The following is a 19,268-nucleotide window of genomic DNA, read 5'->3' on the forward strand; positions in this document are numbered from 1 at the left end:
ATAAGTCTCGCATTGCCCCTTATGCTGCGATCAATCCTGCGGTTGCGGTGTGACGCGCAGATAAGGTTTTACCGTCTCCCAGCCTTTGGGGAATTTCTCACGCGCTTCTTCATCGCTGAGCGAGGGCACGATGATGACGTCCTCGCCATGCTGCCAGTTCACAGGCGTGGCCACGCTGTGGTCGGCTGTCAGTTGCAGCGAATCGATGACCCGCAGGATCTCTTCGAAATTTCGACCCGTGCTCGCGGGATAGGTCAGCGTAAGTTTCACCTTTTTATCGGATCCGATTACGAAGACCGAGCGTACTGTAAGAGTGTCGTCGGCCTGTGGATGGATCATTCCATAGAGATCGGCGATTTCACGATCCGGGTCCGCGATCAGCGGAAAGTTGAGAGCATGACCCTGGGTTTCGGCTATGTCGCCTGCCCAGGAGCGGTGGTCATCGAGTGGATCAACGCTGAGACCGATCACTTTAACGCCGCGTTTGTCGAATTCCGGTTTCAGGCGGGCAACCTCACCAAGTTCCGTCGTGCAAACAGGAGTGAAATCCGCAGGGTGCGAGAACAGCACCGCCCAGTTGTCACTCATCCATTCATGGAACTTGAGCGTGCCATCGGTTGTGTCGGCCTCGAAATCGGGTGCGGTGTCGCCAAGTTGAAGTGTCATTGAAAATCTCCTGTGGTGAGCGCTAACATAGCGCGAGTTCCATCAGCAGATGGGTGCTACAGGTACTGTAGGTGCAAGCGAGATCGCGACGGAGCGGCGTTCTGGCGCGACGGACGGCATCAGGAGCGCGCTGGTGTTTCGCTCGCCCGCGCTATGCGGAACCCTAGGCCCTTCCTTGCCTTACGCTATTTTTAACTCAGTTCATATCGGGGCGGTTTTCAGGCTGCTCTTCGCCCACCAGGACCAAAAGCCCCAGTCCCACTACGATCGCGACGTCGGCCAGATTGAATGATGGCCAATGAAGAGTATCCCAGTATAAATCGATGAAGTCTCTGACAGCACCGAACATCAGCCTGTCCGCAACGTTGCCGAGCGCTCCGCCAATCGCGAGGCTCAAGCCGAGCGCATGGATGGGCGATCGGGTTCTTATCAGCCAAATCCCGAGTAGTCCCGAAAGCAAAACGCCGATCGCGATAAGGATAACCGGTGCTGCTTCACCAGCCAATCCGAATGCCACGCCGCTATTGGTGATGGCGACTAGATTGAAGCCCGGGAACACTGCGATCACGTTACCCGAACCAACGAAAGAATGCGCCCAGGTTTTCGACAATTGGTCGAGGCCGAAGCTGGCCAGAATCAAAACGGGCGCAAGCCGTTTCGCCGCGCTCAAGGTCATCGGACGCTGGATGGTGCATTTACGACCACCATCTTTTCTTCGCTCATATCGGCCATCGTGTAACCGATACCGCCTGTTCCGAGACCCGACTGACGGCGTCCTGCGAACGGCATCCAGTCGACGCGAAATGCGGTATGATCGTTGACCATTACGGCTGACGCGGCCAGCGCTTCGACGCAGTAATCGGCCCAGGACATTCGGTCGGTAAACACAGCCGCCTGGAAGGCGTAGGGAAGCGCGTTCGCCTGCGTGATCGCAGCATCGACGTCGTCGTATCCGTAAATGCAGACCACAGGGCCGAACACTTCCTTCCGCGATACATCGGCGTCGTCGGGCGGATCGACAAGGACCGTGGGCTGGTAAAGGGTGGAACCCGTGCGCTTACCCCCTGCGGCGAGCCTGCCGCCGCCCTGAACGGCTGCATCGACCCAGGATTCGACGCGGTCGACTTCGGCAGGACGAATGAGCGGACCGCATTGGGTTTCCGCATTGGTCGGATCGCCCACCGTCAGCGCTTCTGCTCCCGCAGCGAGCTCGGCAGCGAAGTCCGGCAATTCGGCGCGCGGAACGAACACGCGCTGCACCGAGACGCAGACCTGACCAGAATGATAAAAGCCCCCTTTCAGGAGCGGAGGAATTACCTTGGCATGCGCAACGCTGTCATCGACGATGATCGGGGCCGCGCCCCCATGTTCCAGCGCCAGACGAGTGCCAGGGGCCAGTTTGGAGCGGAGCATCCAGCCAACTCTGGCCGAACCGATGAAGGAGAAGAACGCCGTTCGCGGATCGGTGACCATTTTTTCGGCGACCTCGTCCGAGCACGGCACGAAACGGCACCAATTTTCATTGAGTCCGGCTTCATAAAGGATTTCGACGAAACTCTTGCAGGAGAGGGGCGTGTCCTTGGCCGGTTTCACCAGTACAGGGCATCCGGTTGCAACCGCCGGTCCCACCTGATGGGCGATCAGGTTCAGAGGATGATTGAAAGCGGAGATCGCCACGACCGGTCCGATCGGCTCACGGAAAGTATAGGCTTTGCGTCCTGCCCCCGCCTGCGTCAGGTCCATCGGGATTTCGCGCCCGCCGCTGGCGAATAATTCGTGTATGCACAATTCGACGCTCTGAATGGCGCGACTGGTTTCCACGCGCGCGTCGACGATGGGTTTGCCGCCCTCGCGCGCAATCTGCATTGCCAGCGTCTCCGCGCGCTCGCGCATCAGCACGCTGGCGCGCTGCAGGATGGCGATGCGTTCATGGGCGGGGAGCCGCGCTTGCCGGTCTTCGTGCAGCGCGCGCGCCTCGTCGAGCCAACGATCGATTTGTGGCCAGTCGACTAGCTCCACGCTGCCAATGCATTCCTGGTCGTAGGGATTGAGGACCTGCCACGTCATTGAGGACACTCCATCGCCTTCAGTTCATCGATCAGAACCTTGCGGTTCTCGGAATAATCCACCGGTAAGTCGATGAGGTGAACGCCGCCGCTTTCAAACGCTTCATTCAACGTCGGTACCAGTGCTTCGCTGCTCTCGATCCGGTGGCCCGTCGCACCATAACTCTTCGCATAGGTAACGAAGTCGGGGTTGGCGAAGCTCAGACCGTAATCGGGAAAGTCAAGTTCTTCCTGTTTCCACCGGATCATACCGTAAGCGGAATCATTGAGGATGAGTACGACGAGGTTGAGGCCGAGCCTGACCGCGGTTTCCACCTCCTGCGAATTCATCATGAACCCGCCATCGCCGCATACGGCGAGCACGCGGCGCTCAGGCGAGAGCATCGCTGCCATCATCGCCGAGGGGAGACCTGCTCCCATCGTCGCCAGCGCGTTGTCGAGCAGAATAGTGTTGGGCTCATGCGCAATATAGTTGCGGGCGAACCAGATCTTGTAGATGCCGTTGTCGAGTGCGACGATGTCGTCCCGGCCCATGACCGCCCGTACATCTGCAACGATGCGCTGGGGCACCATCGGAAAGCGGCCATCGTCGCTGCCTTGGCGGATGTGCGCCGCGATGTCCTCATGGACATTGGCGTAGGCTGCCGGGTCACTAGGATGTTTGCCGCGCAGCCGGTTTCCCAGTCGCTCGACAGATCCGGCAATATCGCCAATGACTTCCAGCTGCGGGAAATAGACCTGGTCGACCTCTGCGGCCTTGTAATTCACATGGATAACGGTGCGTCCGTCAGGCTCCATGAAAAAGGGCGGTTTCTCGACCACGTCATGGCCGATATTGACGATCAGATCGGCACGATCGATGGCGCAATGAACATAGTCATCCGATGATAGAGCCGCCGTTCCAAGATACAGGGGGCTTGCCTCATCAAGCACTCCCTTGCCCATTTGCGTATTAAAAAACGGAAATTGGGTATCGTCGACGAACTTTCGGAGCGCCTTGCAGGCGCTACGTCGGTTGGCCCCGGCACCAACCAAAAGCAGCGGGCGATCGGCGGCCAGAATACGCTCGGCAGCTTCGTCTAGCGCGGCATCTCCGGCCACCGCATATTGGCGGGGGTGGGGCGCAACGACCGGTTCGGAGGTTTCTTCCTCGGCAATATCTTCAGGCAGTTCCAGCAGAACTGCACCGGGTCGCTCTTCCTGAGCTCTCCTGAAACCTTCGCGCACGAGCGAAGGAATGCGCTCCCCATTCACGATCTGCTTCGCCATCTTACATAGTGGGGTGAAAAGCGAGACGACATCGACGATCTGGAACTGCGCCTGCTTCGAGACTTTGATGGGTTTTTGGCCGGTTATCATGACCAGAGGGAAAGCGCCCAGAGCGGCATAAGCTGCGGGCGTCGTGAGGTTTGTCGCCCCTGGCCCCAGCGTGGCAAGGCATACGCCGGCTTTACCGGTAAGACGTCCATAGGTTGCCGCCATGAACCCTGCCCCTTGCTCGTGCCGGGTAACGATCAGACGGATCGACGAGGTCCGCAGTGACTCCAGAAGATCGAGGTTTTCTTCGCCCGGAACCGCGAAGATATACTCGACGCCTTCGGCTTCCAACGCGGCGACAAGAAGATCGGATGCTTTCATGGAATGGTTCTCGCATTGGTGAGGGCCTGGAGGCTGTCGGTGGCAGGTCTTCTGCTCGGCTACTGATTCAGGCTGTGACGGTGAATTGCCCCATCATGCCGGCATCTTCGTGCTCGAGGATGTGGCAGTGGTACATGTAAGGCAAATCCGGGTCGGTGTAGTCCTCGAACCGCAAAAGGAGCCGCACGGCTTCGCCCGGATAGACGACAACCGTGTCCTTTAGCCCCTGTTCCGTCGCATCAGGGGCCCTGCCGTTCCGGTCGAGGATACGGAACTGCACATCGTGGATGTGGAACGGATGCGCCATCATCGAGGCATTCTCGACCTGCCAGATTTCGGTGGTATCGACCCGCACTGTCTCGTCGATACGCTGCATGTCCATCGATTTGCCGTTGATGGTAAAACCGCCTCCACGCATCATGCGCATTCCCATGCCCATATCGAGAACGAAACGGCGCGTCCGGACCGCGTCGCCTGGATCGATCTGAGGCAAGGTAGCGAGCTGGCGCGGCATAGCGATCGCCCGCCTGCGGCTCGCGGCCGGCCGGATGTCCAGCACGGTAAAGCGACGCCTTTCATCCATCATACCGCCCATCATCCCATCGCGACGCTCCCGTTCGCCCATCATCCAATTGTCCGTCGGCCGGTCGGAATCGCGCGTGGGTCCGGGCCCTCTCATTCCCCGGCCCCTATTTCCCATGCCCATGATTTCGAGCCCGTCCGCAAGCAGCGAAACCGGCCTTCCATCGCTGACATCGACGATTACCTGCGCGCGTTCGCCGGGAGCGAGAACAACATTGTCGGTTGGCAGCGGCGCGGCGAGCAAACCGCCGTCGGTTCCGATCTGATGGAAGCTGCGGCCATCGTCGAACCCGAAACGGTAAAAGCGTGCGTTCGAGCCATTGACTAGTCGCAGCCTCAAACGATCGGACTTTGCCTCGAAGACGGGCTCGACGACGCCGTTGACCAGCATCGTGTCACCCATCATTCCCATCATGATATTATGCATGCGTGTGGAATAAACGAGGCTTCCATCGCGCGCGAAAGCGCGATCCTGTACGACCAGCGGTATATCATCGATGCCATAGTCGTTTGGAAGGTCGAGCGCCTCGCTCGCGCTGTCGCGGACGTAGATCATTCCGGCCAGACCCTGATAGACCTGTGGCCCCGAGCGGCGGTGCGCATGCGAATGATACCAGAACATCGCTGCGCGCTGTCGGACATCGAAACGCGCGGTCCAGCTCCCTCCTGGCTCGATCGGCTGATGCGGTCCGCCATCGGCTCGCGCCGGAAGATGAAAACCGTGCCAGTGGACGGTCGCCGTTTCGGACAGATCGCTCGTGACATTCATCCGCACCGTATCGCCGGCGTGCATCTCAAGTGTGGGGCCTAGATAGGACTGGTTGATACCGATGGTCGGCGTTTCGAGCCCGTCAAAAAAATGTGAGACGCCGTGGCGCAGATTGAGATCGAAAACCCGCTCGCCACTATCTCGTTCGCCTGAATAAAGAGGAGGAATGAGAAGTTTCGAGCGCGCGGCTACCGAAGCAAGCGCCGCATTCCGGTCTGTCAACAGGTCGCGCCGGGCATACGCGGCTATTCCCAGTGCACCTGCGCCAAGCACTGCACCGCCAAGAATAGAACGTCTGTCGATCATAATGCTTCCCTTGCCCGGAGCGTCGTCAACCGGTTTCGGCCTGCGGTGTTCCGGATTGCATGCCTTTCATTCTGTTGCGCCAATAACCCAGCGCGATGAGCGCGAGCGTGAGAATTTGCGCCGCCACTGGCTCAAGTGCCGGTGCGATGCCCAGAATCGGTATGCGGGGCAGATTCGGAAGCGGAGTGATGCCCAACAATCCGGCTTCCTGGAGCCCCGAAATACCCTTCCCGGCCAAGACGACGGCAAGAATGCCGATCAGAACCGAACTATACGCGAAGAATGTTCCAATTGGCAGTCGGCGACTGTAGCGCAGCATCGCCCACGCAATCAGCGCTAGCAAGACGATTGCGGCGGCAGCGCCAGCAAGAATCGCGTCGGTATGGCCCTGACTCCAGAGCGCTGCGAAGAACAGGATCGTCTCGAAGACCTCCCGGTAAACCACGAGGAAGGCCAGCCCGAACAGAAACCATGCGGACCTGCGCGAGAGAGCGTGCTGCATGGTTTTCCGGATATAGCGTTGCCATTCGCCGGCCTGCGACTTGCCGTGCATCCATATGCCGACCGACAGCAGGACGAGAGCGGCAAAAAGCGATCCGAACCCCTCCACCAGCTCGCGGCCCGCACCACTCACTCCGATCAGGTAGGTCGCTGCCACCCACGTCAGGGCTCCGGCCCCAAGAGCGGAGAGCCATCCGCCATGGACGAAGGGCAGAACTTCCGTTCTTTCGGCCTTGCGCAGGAACGCGATCATCGCGATCACGATCAGCAATGCCTCTAGCCCTTCGCGCAACAGGATCGCAAAGGCTCCCAAAAATGCCGACGCTTCGCTGGCATTGGCCGGGGCGAGCACCGTCTCGGCCCGGTAGAAAAGAACGTTGAGCGCATTCACCTTCTCGGCGACGGCGGCCACCGGATCACCGCGGCTGATTGCCGCTCGAAGCTCGGCCATGCCGATTTCGACAGATGCGAGGAGATCGGCATCGCGCGTGCTTAAAACGGCCTCCAGCGGTTCGAAGCCATCGAGATAGGCCGAGAGTGCAAGTTCGCGCGCCTCGGTTTTATTACCCGCTTCGTAAGCGGCAAGACTTTGCTGCAATCGTTCGCGCGCCAGAGCGAGTGAGCCGGTCGTATCGCTCGCCACGGCTTCAGGATGAGCCCTCAAATAGGCCATGACGGCATCGGCCCGCTCGGTTCCGATCGCCTCGCCGAGGGCTGCCGGTGTGAGACCGGATAGAGCAGCGAGATCGGGAATGCGTGCCCGGATCGCCGGTTCGTCATTCCAGATACGTCTTCCCCGCTCTACCTCCGGAAATGCAATCGACCCAGAATAATAAGCAAGGCTCCAACGATCTTCCGCCGGGAGATCGGAAAAGCCCGGCATGGCGGTTCCCTCGAGACCTTGTCCAATGACCTGATAAAGCGCGAAAGCGCTCCGCTCGCGGGCTCGGGCGACGTCGTCAAAAGCGATTGGTGGGGGATCGAGTCCCTCTGCGGCGGGGCCGGCGCCGTCTCCGCTTACCCCATGACAGCTTGCGCAGCTCTGGGCGTACAGCGCGGCGCCTCGCGCAAGGTCGGGTACCGCGTCCGGGGCCAGCGGAACGGGAAAGGCCGCGATCAGCTCGCTTGCCAACCTGCGCGCGTCTCGTGCGACGACAGCAGGCTCCACTTTCGCCGAGATTGCCTCGGCAAGCGCCTCTGCATCCGCAACCAGCTGTGCACGTTGCGCATTTGCGGGTAGGGCCGCCATGCGTTCGACTACAGAAGCAGAAAATTCCTGCATTTCGGCATATTCCAGCTCGTTGGTGACTTTACCGTCTTCGACCGCTTCTATGTAATCCACCGCGATGTAGTCGAGAAGGCGCCAACTCGTTTGGACTTCGTCGTGCGTGTCTGCGGAAGCGGGCATTGCGACTGCCATCGCCAGAATAGCGATTAGCTGGCCGACAAAGGCGCGTAGCGTCATTTGGAGACGACCCTTTCGAGAGCTGAAGCATGTTGCGCGCGAAGTTCCTCGGTTGCGCGCCGGACGATGAGGTAAGCCGAATGCAGAAATATCAGCGCGATGATCGCCGCGACCAAAAGATCCGGCCAGGCTTGCCCGGTCCAGGCGACCAGCGCTGCAGCGATGATCACTCCGACATTGGCGATCGCGTCATTGCGGCTGAACAGCCAGATCGCGGACACGTGTGCGTCGCCTTCGCGAAACCGCATCAGCACAAGCGCCGCCGCAATGTTCACCACCAGTGCTGCAGCCGCGATACCGCCCATCAAACCGGCTTCCGGCGCGACCGCGTTCAGTGAGCGCCAGACTGCCAGACCGATTACTCCAAGGCCCAGTGCGCCCAGAAACAGGCCCTGTGTCAGCGCGACCCGGGCGCGCGTGCGGGCACTCCACGCAAGAGCGAGGATGCCGATCAGCGTGATCGATCCATCGCCGATGAAGTCGAGGGCGTCGGCCTTGAGCGCTTGGCTGTCCGCCAGAAACCCGCCGAAGACCTCGAAAACGCCAAAGCCCAGATTGAGCAATACGACGATCCAAAGGGCGCGGCGATAGGCCGGGTCTGCACCTGCTCTTTGCGTATCGCCTGTGCAACCGCAATCCGATGTTTCGTTTTCCAACATAAGCCAGTAGGTAACACCTCCAGTGGCTGTAGAGGCAAGCTGAAATTGCGACACACTCGCGATATGGCGCGCAAGGAGTAGATTCATGCTTATCGGAGGTTTGGCAAAGGCAACCGGAACGAAGGTGAATACGATAAGGTTTTACGAGGACATCGGACTGATGCCCGAAGCCGCACGCACGGCAGCGGGCCAGCGAACCTATACGGAGCGGGATGTAGAACGACTGGCGTTCATCCGGCAGGCGCGCAAACTTGGCTTTTCCATCGAGGAAGCGCGCTCCCTCTTGGAACTAAAGAACACGCCAAATGGAAGCTGCGACAAGGCGGGCGATATTGCGAAACAACACCTTCTGAGTGTGGAAGATCGCCTTACCCGTCTGGAAGCTCTTCGCGCAGAGCTGGAAAATGTAGTGGTGTCTTGTACCGGCGGCGACGTGTCGGACTGCAAGATTATCGAGACACTTTCCCAATCCCGACCAAAATCTGTGTCCGCAAAGCCAAAAAGGCGAAGCCACGCGTTTTCGTCTCTCTGAGCGGCGCTGCGGTGCAATTAGAAACTATGGAGAGCTGACGGATCACCTCGTGATGAAGGCGTTCCAATAATCTATTTCGCCACATTGAGAGACGACTGAAGCCCCGCAGGCGCGAAAAATCGCTTGCCCCTACAGTCGCTGGAGGGGTTATTTGGCAATCCGGCATGCCCTTCTCGGTCTCTGCCGCGGTCGGGTTCATTGCGCTCTCAGGTGTGGCCGTGCTCAACGGTCTCGTCATGATGACCGCGATCCGGCAGCGTCTCGAGAGAGGAATACCGCTCGACGAAGCTATTGCCGATGGCGCGCTTGCACGTCTGCGACCGGTGCTGATGACGGCGCTGGTGGCTTCGCTCGGCTTCGTGCCCATGGCGATCGCCACCGGAACCGGGGCCGAGGTGCAACGTCCACTGGCGACGGTGGTGATCGGTGGACTGATCACGGCAACCGCGCTGACGCTGTTCGTTCTTCCTGCAATCGCGCGGCTTGTGTTGCACCGCTCAGAGGACGAACGAAGCTGGCGTGAGAAGTGGTGGGACCGTCTGCGGCGCAACGTAACGCGCGAAGAGCGGCGGGAATTAAGAAATGTAACATGACCGCAGAGAGTTGGAGACGTCGAATGCTGGAAATTACCGAAGACAAACCATCGACCGGACTACAAGTCGGAGGAACATCTGAAAGTTTTGACCAAGACCTTTTTGTGGGTCGGTTCACGCCGGCTGCTGCCAAAGTTTCATGCCGGAGCGGAGGGAGTACCACATGAGCGGCGAAGGAGAAGTTGAGCTCGACTCAACCGATAAGCGACGTACACTTTGGATCGTTTTATGGCTCAATGTGGCGATCGCTATAGGTTTTTTCATTGTTGGATATTTTGCTGATTCCAACGGATTGCTTGCAAACGGCTTGGACAATTCGTCCGACGCGATAGTCTATCTGTTAAGCCTTCTGGCACTAACCCGTTCTCGAACCTGGAAGCGCGGTGCCGCGCGCTTTTCTGGTATCATGCTCCTCATCTTCGCTGGCGGCGTCATCGCCGATGCTTTCCGACGCTTTGTGGAAGGCTCCGATCCGGGCGGCGTCATGATGATGGTGATGGCGGCGGTGGCCGGCGTGGTGAATCTCGTCTGCCTGCGAATGCTTCAGAACATGAAGAAGAAGGACGTCAATTTACGCGCTGCCACGACCTTTAGCTTCAACGATTTCATCTCTAACGGCGGGATCATCATTGCGGGCATCATCGTCATGCTTACCGGCGCGAACTGGCCCGATCTTGTCGTGGGTGTCGCCGTTGCGGGTATCGCGCTTTACGGCGGCATCGACATTTTGCGAGATGCGCATAAGGATCGCCATGACGAAGAGGGTACCGAGCACCGCAAGGGCGACGAATTTGGCAGATAACCGGCCAAGATGGTTATATTTGCGACGCGTTTGACATCCGGCTGCGAACCCTTGGTTATCTACATTGCTGATGCAGTCGGAACCCAAGCCTCCGCTATAAGAGGCGACGCCGGACAGAAATCTCAGAACGGGATAGCTTCTACGCCCCACAGGTGGCCGACATGCGCGGAACTAACACTCGGAATGCCTCGTTTCCACCATTGAAAGCTCGATTACGAATGAGGAGATAAGCCATGAAAGCCCAAGATGTAATGACAGCTAACCCCGCATGCTGCAGTCCATCGAGCACCGTGCAAGAGGCAGCTTCATTGATGGTCGATAATGATTGCGGCGAAATCCCCGTTGTCGATGATTCCGGTGCGTTGGTGGGCGTGGTGACCGACAGGGACATCGCCTGCCGCTGTGTTGCCAAAGGCAATTCCTCCGACCAACGCGTTGAGGAGGTGATGACATCATCACCTGTTACTGTCACCGCCGATGCAAGCGTCGACGAATGCTGCACCAAGATGGAAGACAATCAGGTTCGGCGGCTTCCGGTGGTCGATGACGAGGGCAAATGCTGCGGCATCGTTGCGCAGGCCGATATCGCCAGAAGCGCAGCTGAGAAGGAAACGGGTGACCTCGTGCGCGAGGTATCCGAAGCTAGTTCGGAGCCAGCTTCGGCGGGATGCTGCTAGTCGCAAAAGACTATTTATTTTACGCGCTTAAAGCGGACGGGGCGATCTGATCGGTCCCCGTCCGCAATCGCTCGTTACTTGCCAATCGCCTCGCCCCCGAATATCTCGGGCCGGTGAAGTTCATTCGTACCTTGACCTTGATCCTGTCCGTCGTCAGAACATTTGGCGCAGATCGCTGCGTAAATTAGCGGAGTGTGGGCCTCGTTCTGGGGTTGATATTAAGCGGCGAGCCTGCGGTGCTGCAAGCGCCGATGTTCGATGGTCTGTCGCTTGATCCTTTCGCGCTGTTTGATGATGGCGGGTGCCTTGCCGAGGTAGGTATCGGCGGGTGTCACGTTGTCGAGGCTCTCGTGGTAGCGGCGGTGATTGTAATGTTCGACGAACGCCTCGATCTCCTGCTCGAGATCGCCGGGCAGGAAGTAGTTTTCGAGAAGGATGCGGTTTTTCAGGGTCTGGTGCCAACGTTCGATCTTGCCCTGGGTTTGCGGATGGAACGGGGCGCCGCGCACATGGGTCATCTTCTGGGCCTCGATATATTCCGCCAGCTCGCCCGCGATGTACTGGGACCGTTGTCGCTGAGCAGCCTGGGCTTGTGCAACACGGTGGCGCTGTCGCAGCCCGAAGCCGCAAGAGCGAGGTCCAGCGAGTCGGTGACGTCGCTGGCGCACATGGTGGAGCACAGGCGCCAGGCGATGATGTAGCGGGAGTAATCGTCGAGCACGGTCGACAGATACATCCAGCCCCACCCGATGATTTTGAAGTAGGTAAAATCGGTCTGCCACATCTCGTTCGGGCGTGTGGTCTGCGTGTGGAACGCCTCGGCCGCCTTGATCACGACATAGGCCGGGCTGGTGATCAGATCGTGGGCCTTGAGCAGGCGGTAGACCGTGGCTTCCGACACGAAGTAGCGCTTCTCGTCGGTGAAGCGCACGGCCAGTTCGCGCGGTGACAACTCGGTCTGCTCCAGCGCCATCTCGATGATCTGGCCGCGGATATCGTCCTCGATCCGGTTCCATACCCGGCTCGGCGCCGATGGCCGATCCTCCAGCGCCTCCGGCCCGCCTTCGCGGTAGCGGTCATACCAGCGGTAGAAGGTCCGGCGGGCGATGCCGAGCCCGTCCAGCGTGCGTTTGGCAGGCAGGTGCGACTGCTCGACGATCCTGATGATCTCGAGCTTCTCGGATGCTGGGTATCTCATGCGTCGTCGTCCCCATCCGCGATCATGCTTTTTTTAAGCAGGCGGTTCTCGATAGTGAGATCGGCCACGCATTCCTTCAGGTCGCGCGCCTCGCGGCGCAGGCCCTTCACTTCGTCCGTCGTGGCGGCACGGGCGGTGTCGCCCGCCAAGCGACGCTTGCCGGCTTCCATGAACTCCTTCGACCAGGTGTAATACAGGCTCTGCGCGATACCTTCCCGTCGGCACAGCTCGGCAATGCTGTCATCGCCGCGCAGGCCATCGAGCACGATCCGGATCTTGTCCTCGGCCGAGAAATGCCGGCGGGTCTGGCGCCGGATGTTCTTCACCACCTGTGCCGCAGGAGCCTTGGCTGGCGATTTTGCATTGGAGGATTTGGGCTTCATCTTCGTTCCTTCGTCACTACGACGAAGCCCAAATCCTCCTTAAATCACAACCTCAAATCTGTGCCATTGGTGCTGACGGCGGACAGCGGGGATCGTATCTACGTCAATGGCACGCAAAACGCGGTGTTTGACGCTCGGACCGGTCAGTTACGCTTGCGGATCCTCAATGGATCGAACGCACGCTTCTACGATTTCTCGCTGTCCGGTGGTCAGACCATGGAGCTCATCGCGAGCGATAGCGGCTTGCTGGATCGCCCGCATGCGGTCCGCTCGCTCAGGCTCGCACCGGGTGAGCGGCCGCAGATCCTCGTCGATCTTTCCGAAGGGCGCCCACTCAGCCTTGTGGCGACCAGTCCGGACAATTCGATGGGCATGATGGGAGGCGACGGCGGCGGTATGATGGGAGGCGGTATGGGCCGACGGCGCGACGATGCCCGGATGGACGAGCCGTTCCGCGCCCTCGATATCAGGCCCGCCGGCTCCTCGCCGCGAAGGATTCTTCCGCCGCAGCTTGCCGCGCTCCCAGCACTCAACCCTTCACTTGCAGTGCGAACCCGGCGGTTCGTGCTCGATATGGGAATGAGGGGCGGCGGGATGTCTATAAATGGTGCCAACATGGACATGAATGTCATCAACCAGCGGGTGCCCGTCGACCAGTGGGAGATTTGGGAGATCGCCAATGCCTCGATGATGGCCCATCCCTTTCATATCCATAATGCGCAGTTTCGCGTGATCGATCGCGGCGGCCGCACGCCGCCGCCGCTGGAAACGGGATTCAAGGATACGGTCGTCGTCAATCCGCGCGAGCAGGTGCGCGTGCTCCTGCGCTTCGCGGAACATAACGATCCGGACCTGCCTTACATGTATCACTGCCACATTCTCGAACATGAGGACGCAGGCATGATGGGACAGTTCGTCGTGGTGAAGAGCTAGAAAGGAGTTCGCATGAGCAAGGAGGACAGCGTTATTAAGGGCACAGCGAACGATCCGGTCTGCGGTATGCGCGTTACGGTCGAGGGCGCCAAACGGAGGCCCGCCACGAGGGCTCTGAGCATTATTTCTGTTCATCGCGCTGTCTCGACAAATTCGAGATTGATCCCGAGCTTTATCTCTCACGAGCGCATCTCGACGCGGTGGAGGACTTGCCGACCGGCATGATTTACACCTGCCCGATGCATCCCGAGATACGTTCAACGGAGGGCCATTCGGAGAGGTATTTTATTGAATAGCGCCCCGATCCACGAACAGCCATAGCAATCGATATCGACAATCTCTTCGATACGTCAAACCAACGGGAACGGTTGATGTTTTTTCCGAGCTGTGCCCGGATCAACCGCTAGAGAGTTTCGTGAGCGAAACCGCCATCTGAACTTCGGCATCACGTTGAAGCGCAGCTTCGGCAGCGCCAACACCCCCACCAAGCAGTGTACGCCTCGAGCTTCTAACTCCAAGACGGGTCTCCCTTAAGGGTGTCCGCTTTCGGGCGATTGCGATTAGTTCCCAAATGCCCGGATGGGGGCGCAAAGCCGCCGCTGTGTCTGACCTTAAATAACGGTACGCGAATTCAAGCAGTCAAGAGGTAAGCTTGCCTATGAGGTAAAGCGCTTCGCAAGTCGCGCCGCCGCGCCGCTTTGTGTGGCAAGTCTTGCGCCATATCGCATGACCGTGGCCGGGTCGCGCCAGCGATAGGCCTGCATGATTGCAGGCAACCCCTCCCCTGCCGCAAAATTGTCCTGCGCCACGCCGACCCTGATCGAATGGGACGAGATCTCTTTCAGCAGTTTCTCGAAGCGTGTTTCGCTTATCTCTCCCAACAGACCCTTGGCATATGCATCGCGAATGAGGCGCCGATAGATCAGCGTAATCGAATTGGGATGGAGCGCAGCATTGCCCACGCACCGTACGGAACCATCTGCGTGACATTCCACGCGGCGGAACAGGGGGCCTTCGCGAATATCGCCATCTTTCTTCCAATCTCGGATGGCCTTCATCGTTGCCGGTGATAGGTAGGCATAGGCGCCCTGACCTTCCGCATCGGTTTTCGAAGAAGGGATGTAGAGCGCCCCTCCCCCTGCCCCGTCGCCTTCGATATGGTCGACACGGATCGATACCAATTCCGAACGGCGGCACGCGGTATCATAGGCCGTGCGGATCAAGGCAGCATCGCGCAACCCTAGCCAGTCACGGCGGCAGGCCTTGATAAGGTGCGCAAGACAGACACCCGAGGCCGGACCATCGAGGTCTGCCACTTCACCCTTGAAGCGGATGCCCCGAGCCTGGCGTTGTCGGGTCCCGCGAGCACGGCGCATCGCCTTCAGCTCGAGCTTGACCAGAGGCTCCGCTGTTGGATCAGTCAGGCCGCCCATACGGTATGCCATGCCGATATGAACGAGATAGCGGGCAATCGTTGCCGGGCTCCGCTGTTTCCATTCGCGTTGCAGTTTGACCTCATCACCGTCTGCGGTTCGACCGAGAACGCGAATCCACGCAGCAACAAGTTCTGGAGTTGCGTTGTCCGGTGCAATGTGTCGCTGGCGGCACCATTCTGCCCAGAGCGTGAGATCGGAAACAAACGCGCGCTTCGTGTTGTCGGACCAGGCCCGGACAGCCGCGTCGATCAGCCGAGGATCGAGCGCCGCTGCAGGTCCGGCCAACGCGCGGACCTCCGCAACGACCAGTGACTGGCTGTTATCCGATGCCGCCAAGCTGCCCATTGCGCTCAAGGTACCATTTCGCCAATCCAGACATAAATCCGTCGGCCCTCTACGCGCAGGATGAGGAGGTCCTCCACTGTAAGCGGTCGAACATGCGCGACCGGATTTCGTATCGTCGCGAGCCGCGAAAGCGTCTCGCCGATCGACACCTTGTTTTTGAAAATCGGCTTGAAGATCTCCTGCCAGTTATCATTGCGTTCGATGATTGCACGATAGTCGCCGAAATCGGCGTAGTCGAACAACTCGCCGGGTGCCCGTCCCATATCGACATCGACTTGGCGCCGGCGCTCCCATTCCTCGCGCACATTCGAATGAACACGCTGACGGATCCATTTCGGGCCGACAGAACGCACCATTGCCGCAGCGATGAAGGCGCGAAGCTTGCGTTCAAGCTGGCGCGCCATAGTGGCGACAACCAGATCGAGTTCGTCTTCATCTGCATCAGGCGGTGCTTCCACAGTCATTCCGAAAGGCATAAAAATCGAGCCCACCAGAGCCATCGGCAAACTAGAGAGACGCCTGTCGAACCCGCGTGCCAGGCGGAGCCCGCGCGCGAGCATCGCGTCTTCGGCGACGTCCTCCTCCGGCTTGGACTTGCGGTAGTCACCGAACTCCTCGCGCACCCTTTCGGCCACCCGTGGAGTCCCCGGAGCCGCGCGCGCCACAAGATCGGTTAGGCCGCGAAAGGCCGCATAACCTTCCAGCGCGAGTTCCGGCCGGTCAGCCCGCACCCAGGGCGTCTCAATCGCGAGCACCTCGGTTCGTAACCGTTCCGCAAAGTCCACTTGGGCATGTCGGACACCTGCGATCGCCGCGAAGTCGATCTGCGCAACCTCGGCCATGGTCGGTACACGCAGTTCAGGAAACAAATCAGGGTAATCGGTTGCCAGACGAGCACGAGACGGCACGATCCCGGCCAGTGCATCAGCTGCTTGCGAGAGCCCGGCAAGCTGGCGTGCGAAGGCCTCTGTCGTCGTCGACACCCCTTGCAGCCTTTCCATGACCGGAGCCAGTGCATCGCGCTTGGCGAGAATGTCGGCCACGGTGTCGTCGAGCAACCCGCGCCCCGCCACGAGGGAAGCGAAGGTATCCCCCGCGACCGACCCGCTCGCCATCCGCTCGGCAAGCGAGGCGGAGTGCGCGATCGCTCCAAGGCGATCAGAGACAAGATCGAACGTGCCGTTCGAGGCCATGAGGCTCAGTTCTTCAGCACGCTGACGCGCGGTGTCAAAGAAAGCCGGGTGCCGGTCGATCAGATCCTGATAGGTTTTCTGGTGGGCGAGCGCCTGTTCGACAAAATCGGGCTGCCGCGCGATCAATTTCTCATACTGGCTGTGGCCGCGCATTGCTCGCTCGATCAGTTGCGAAGAGCTGTCTTTGCCTGCGGCGAGCGATGCAAGCGTGCCGCCCTGCAAATCTCGCATGGCCTTAGAAATTGGATCGTCTTCTTGTCGCATGCGATCTGTTTACGCGCGACAGCCGCAATTGCATAGTGTTGATAAGCAGGCCTTATCAACACTAGTCATTCTGCATTGTGGACTCGCGTGTGCGTTTCAGTCTACTTTCGTGCCATGAGCCGGCCGGCACTTCCCCTCTCCTCGATCGCCTGGACGGCCGGATTGGCGGGCCTGTTCGGCGAAGCTATGGCAGCTATCGGCAGGCTGGATGCACGGATTTCCGCCAGTCCTGTCGCTCAGCCATGGCGAAATCGGACGGTCTGGAAGGGCTATAGCACGGCGCTGCAACTGCAGCGATACGAGATCGATGAAATCGACGTATTTTCTCAAGCAACGGGAGTTCCGATAGCCGGGCGCCCCTCCGTTGCCACGGCGGGCCGACCGTTCGATGCATTTGGTGAGTGGAAGCATTCTTTTGATCGGGCGACTGTGCGTCACTGGCGCGAGGGCCTGCCCTTCAGCTTCGACCCGCCGGACACCTGGAGCAAGGCCCCTCCCCTCATCCGTGCGCTGACCTTGCTCGACATCTGGACGCGCCAGGACCCCTCGCCTCGTCCGTGGCTCTGCTTTCCCCAGCTGCTGGCCAGCATGAATGTGGTCGCAAGCGCTCTACCTTGCCTCGTCATAGGCGACCTCTCGCTACGGACCCTGCGCGGCCCGCGAGAGCGCCAGCTCAAGCGGCTGCTGAAGGCGTTGCGCAGCACTGCCGCCGACGGCCTGGAGCGTCTCGATCGGCTTGAGGGCTGGCGCCTGAACTTTGCTGCTGTACTTGCAGAGGAAAGCCGCCCGGGACTCTTGCGTGATCTGGGCAAACTTGTCCTTTCGCAGCCGCTGGTGACGGCGCGGCTGATTGCGGACACATTCGAGATTACGCTCTCGGGTGCGGGAAAGCTGCTTGCGCGTGCTGCCGCACACCGCCTTCTCGTTGAGGTTTCGGGCCGGAACAGCTGGCGTCTTTACGTCACGCCAGATATGGGGATCGCTCTGGGTATGGTCTCCCCCCCGCGCGGCCGACCGCCCTCCCCTCCCCGACGAACCGAGGAGCTCGATACGGTGCTGGCGGACTTCGACAAGGAAATGGAAGAGATCGATACGCTTCTGCAGAACGTCCAGAGTTCCCGGCCTAGCTAAAGAACCTTCCCGATCGCCAAGATCAACTCGTCCTTGCCTGCTCCGGAACCTGGGAGCACTTTTATCGTCACACCCTCCCCCTTTGCAGGCCGGTTCACCGTTAGCATTGGCCGACCTTCTTTGGATTTGATCGTCTCCGCCTTCTCTTTCCTCGCAGGTTTGGCGGGAGCCACCGTGGCCTTGAGGAGGCGCTTGGCGGTTTCGGGGCCGCTCAGTGGTTCCGCCCCCCCTTCCCTATCCGCGACTAAGGCGACCGCCTCGGCCTCCATTGCTTTTCGCGCGCGCTGATCATTTGCCAGTGGCTTGAGATCGCGCGCTATCCGGACAGTGATGTCGTGCCGGTCGGAGAAGGCCGAAACGATTTCGCTGGGGAGACGCGCGACATTGAGCATCCGGCTTAGCCAAGATTTTGAGATATTGAGGTGCTCGGCCATCTGGGTGAGCGAGCCCTCGTAGAACTCCTCCAGCGCAGCTTCATATTCGTGCGCCCGCTCCCAATCGGTGATGTCCTTGCGCGAGCGGTTCTCGACATCGGAGACCCGGAAAGCCTCTTCGTCAGTGAGCTGCTGGACCGTGACCAAATAGTCAAACTCAGGGTGGTTGTGCTCGCGCAACCATTGCACGGTCCACCAGCGGCGCACCCCGGCGATGATCTCGTAGTCGTGGTCCGGATCATCACGCAACCGGCGCACAATAGCTGGGATGCGCTGCTTCTTGGCAGAAAGAAAGGCGCCGATGAGGTCACGGCAGCTTTCTTCGGTAAGATGATCGAGATCGCGGTTGTGCAGCCGCCAGGGCCTGCAGCGGCCGGGATCGACGAATTCCGTTCGATCGGTCACAACCTTGCCCGAGGCCAGTCGGTTGAGCGCCTCACTCCGGCTCGCCATGATGCTCCGCGCAGGGGCCGCCTCCCCCTCTTCGATCTCTTCGTCGAGCGAGTCGGTTAGCAATGAGCTGAACCCTTTGTTGCCCTTTGCCATGGCTTAATCTCCTTACTTTATCGCCGCGCGGGGAGCTTGTTGCCACGTGGCAACGCTGGCCCGCAATTGATCGATTTCCGCGCGCAAGAGCACCGAAGACAATCCGTTTCGATTTGTGGGAGGGTAACAACAACCCCTTGTTATACAAT

General features: G+C 59.7%; 15 protein-coding genes and 3 pseudogenes. 7 read left to right on the forward strand and 11 right to left on the reverse strand.

The window, feature by feature from the left end; translation table 11 throughout:
- Window positions 1-30: 30 nt before the first annotated feature.
- The 7 genes from PF049_13575 to PF049_13605 all read right to left on the reverse strand — a co-directional run bounded on the left by PF049_13575 (window position 31) and on the right by PF049_13605 (window position 8,652).
- The gene (locus tag PF049_13575; GenBank protein WBY18072.1) at window positions 31-666 is read right to left on the reverse strand and encodes a peroxiredoxin; all 636 of its coding nucleotides are present in this window, start codon (window positions 664-666) and stop codon (window positions 31-33) included.
- 196 nt (window positions 667-862) lie between these two features.
- Entirely contained in the window at window positions 863-1,342 is a 480-nt protein-coding gene (gene lspA, locus PF049_13580; protein ID WBY18073.1) for a signal peptidase II, read from the reverse strand.
- Entirely contained in the window at window positions 1,339-2,733 is a 1,395-nt protein-coding gene (locus tag PF049_13585) for an aldehyde dehydrogenase family protein (GenBank protein WBY18074.1), read from the reverse strand. The genes lspA and PF049_13585 overlap by 4 nt, the downstream gene beginning before the upstream one ends.
- Window positions 2,730-4,370 (reverse strand): acetolactate synthase large subunit, encoded by a 1,641-nt coding sequence (locus tag PF049_13590; protein ID WBY18075.1) that lies wholly within the window; start codon window positions 4,368-4,370, stop codon window positions 2,730-2,732. Before PF049_13590 ends, PF049_13585 begins: the two co-directional genes overlap by 4 nt.
- Before the next feature lie 67 nt (window positions 4,371-4,437).
- On the reverse strand, window positions 4,438-6,027 hold the full coding sequence (locus PF049_13595; GenBank protein WBY18076.1) for a multicopper oxidase domain-containing protein: 1,590 nt from the start codon (window positions 6,025-6,027) through the stop codon (window positions 4,438-4,440).
- Between the two features lie 25 nt (window positions 6,028-6,052).
- Window positions 6,053-7,993 (reverse strand): cytochrome c/FTR1 family iron permease, encoded by a 1,941-nt coding sequence (locus PF049_13600; GenBank protein ID WBY18077.1) that lies wholly within the window; start codon window positions 7,991-7,993, stop codon window positions 6,053-6,055.
- On the reverse strand, window positions 7,990-8,652 hold the full coding sequence (locus PF049_13605) for a cation transporter (protein ID WBY18078.1): 663 nt from the start codon (window positions 8,650-8,652) through the stop codon (window positions 7,990-7,992). The genes PF049_13600 and PF049_13605 overlap by 4 nt, the downstream gene beginning before the upstream one ends.
- 85 nt (window positions 8,653-8,737) lie before the next feature.
- On the opposite strand from PF049_13605, the gene PF049_13610 reads away from it, so the two are divergent.
- The 4 genes and pseudogenes from PF049_13610 (at window position 8,738) to PF049_13625 (ending at window position 11,256) form a co-directional block, all read left to right on the forward strand.
- Window positions 8,738-9,184 carry a helix-turn-helix domain-containing protein gene (locus tag PF049_13610; GenBank protein ID WBY18079.1) on the forward strand — a complete coding sequence of 149 codons (447 nt, stop codon included), beginning with the start codon at window positions 8,738-8,740 and terminating at the stop codon, window positions 9,182-9,184.
- Window positions 9,185-9,283: 99 nt separating this feature from the next.
- Window positions 9,284-9,777: pseudogene (locus tag PF049_13615) on the forward strand (efflux RND transporter permease subunit).
- Window positions 9,778-9,940: 163 nt separating this feature from the next.
- Window positions 9,941-10,579, forward strand: coding sequence for a cation diffusion facilitator family transporter (locus PF049_13620; GenBank protein WBY18080.1), 639 nt, complete (start codon window positions 9,941-9,943; stop codon window positions 10,577-10,579).
- A 233-nt stretch (window positions 10,580-10,812) separates the two neighbouring features.
- Window positions 10,813-11,256: a CBS domain-containing protein gene (locus PF049_13625; protein ID WBY18081.1), complete on the forward strand. Its 444-nt coding sequence runs from the start codon at window positions 10,813-10,815 to the stop codon at window positions 11,254-11,256.
- Window positions 11,257-11,474: 218 nt separating this feature from the next.
- On the opposite strand, the pseudogene PF049_13630 reads toward PF049_13625, so the two are convergent.
- Window positions 11,475-12,837: pseudogene (locus tag PF049_13630) on the reverse strand (IS3 family transposase).
- A 69-nt stretch (window positions 12,838-12,906) separates the two neighbouring features.
- Between PF049_13630 and PF049_13635 the strand changes: the two are divergent.
- Together PF049_13635 and PF049_13640 are read left to right on the forward strand one after the other, a co-directional pair.
- Window positions 12,907-13,770: a multicopper oxidase domain-containing protein gene (locus PF049_13635; protein ID WBY18151.1), complete on the forward strand. Its 864-nt coding sequence runs from the start codon at window positions 12,907-12,909 to the stop codon at window positions 13,768-13,770.
- 12 nt (window positions 13,771-13,782) lie between these two features.
- Window positions 13,783-14,027: pseudogene (locus tag PF049_13640) on the forward strand (YHS domain-containing protein).
- A gap of 399 nt (window positions 14,028-14,426) precedes the next feature.
- Here the strand turns inward: PF049_13640 and PF049_13645 are convergent.
- Both PF049_13645 and PF049_13650 read right to left on the reverse strand, forming a co-directional pair.
- A complete protein-coding gene (locus tag PF049_13645; GenBank protein WBY18082.1) occupies window positions 14,427-15,551 on the reverse strand; it encodes a tyrosine-type recombinase/integrase in 1,125 nt (374 codons plus the stop codon).
- 5 nt (window positions 15,552-15,556) lie between these two features.
- Entirely contained in the window at window positions 15,557-17,008 is a 1,452-nt protein-coding gene (locus PF049_13650) for a Swt1 family HEPN domain-containing protein (protein ID WBY18083.1), read from the reverse strand.
- 186 nt (window positions 17,009-17,194) lie between these two features.
- Here PF049_13650 and PF049_13655 point away from each other — a divergent pair, with 186 nt between their 5' ends.
- The gene (locus PF049_13655; GenBank protein WBY18084.1) at window positions 17,195-18,139 is read left to right on the forward strand and encodes a hypothetical protein; all 945 of its coding nucleotides are present in this window, start codon (window positions 17,195-17,197) and stop codon (window positions 18,137-18,139) included.
- Here the strand turns inward: PF049_13655 and PF049_13660 are convergent.
- Window positions 18,136-19,119 (reverse strand): ParB/RepB/Spo0J family partition protein, encoded by a 984-nt coding sequence (locus PF049_13660; GenBank protein ID WBY18085.1) that lies wholly within the window; start codon window positions 19,117-19,119, stop codon window positions 18,136-18,138. The genes PF049_13655 and PF049_13660 overlap by 4 nt on opposite strands.
- Window positions 19,120-19,268: the final 149 nt, after the last annotated feature.

Source organism: Erythrobacteraceae bacterium WH01K (genome assembly GCA_027941995.1).
Lineage (GTDB): Bacteria > Pseudomonadota > Alphaproteobacteria > Sphingomonadales > Sphingomonadaceae > CAJXSN01.

Bases quoted from the DNA above. Each gene is read 5' to 3' on its own strand.
- PF049_13605 (WBY18078.1), bottom strand. From the start codon at position 8,652: ATGTTGGAAAACGAAACATCGGATTGCGGTTGCACAGGCGATACGCAA.
- PF049_13655 (WBY18084.1), top strand. From the start codon at position 17,195: ATGGCAGCTATCGGCAGGCTGGATGCACGGATTTCCGCCAGTCCTGTC.
- PF049_13590 (WBY18075.1), bottom strand. From the start codon at position 4,370: ATGAAAGCATCCGATCTTCTTGTCGCCGCGTTGGAAGCCGAAGGCGTC.
- PF049_13625 (WBY18081.1), top strand. From the start codon at position 10,813: ATGAAAGCCCAAGATGTAATGACAGCTAACCCCGCATGCTGCAGTCCA.
- PF049_13645 (WBY18082.1), bottom strand. From the start codon at position 15,551: ATGGGCAGCTTGGCGGCATCGGATAACAGCCAGTCACTGGTCGTTGCG.
- PF049_13660 (WBY18085.1), bottom strand. From the start codon at position 19,119: ATGGCAAAGGGCAACAAAGGGTTCAGCTCATTGCTAACCGACTCGCTC.
- PF049_13595 (WBY18076.1), bottom strand. From the start codon at position 6,027: ATGATCGACAGACGTTCTATTCTTGGCGGTGCAGTGCTTGGCGCAGGT.
- PF049_13600 (WBY18077.1), bottom strand. From the start codon at position 7,993: ATGACGCTACGCGCCTTTGTCGGCCAGCTAATCGCTATTCTGGCGATG.
- PF049_13650 (WBY18083.1), bottom strand. From the start codon at position 17,008: ATGCGACAAGAAGACGATCCAATTTCTAAGGCCATGCGAGATTTGCAG.
- PF049_13585 (WBY18074.1), bottom strand. From the start codon at position 2,733: ATGACGTGGCAGGTCCTCAATCCCTACGACCAGGAATGCATTGGCAGC.
- PF049_13620 (WBY18080.1), top strand. From the start codon at position 9,941: ATGAGCGGCGAAGGAGAAGTTGAGCTCGACTCAACCGATAAGCGACGT.
- PF049_13575 (WBY18072.1), bottom strand. From the start codon at position 666: ATGACACTTCAACTTGGCGACACCGCACCCGATTTCGAGGCCGACACA.
- lspA (WBY18073.1), bottom strand. From the start codon at position 1,342: ATGACCTTGAGCGCGGCGAAACGGCTTGCGCCCGTTTTGATTCTGGCC.
- PF049_13610 (WBY18079.1), top strand. From the start codon at position 8,738: ATGCTTATCGGAGGTTTGGCAAAGGCAACCGGAACGAAGGTGAATACG.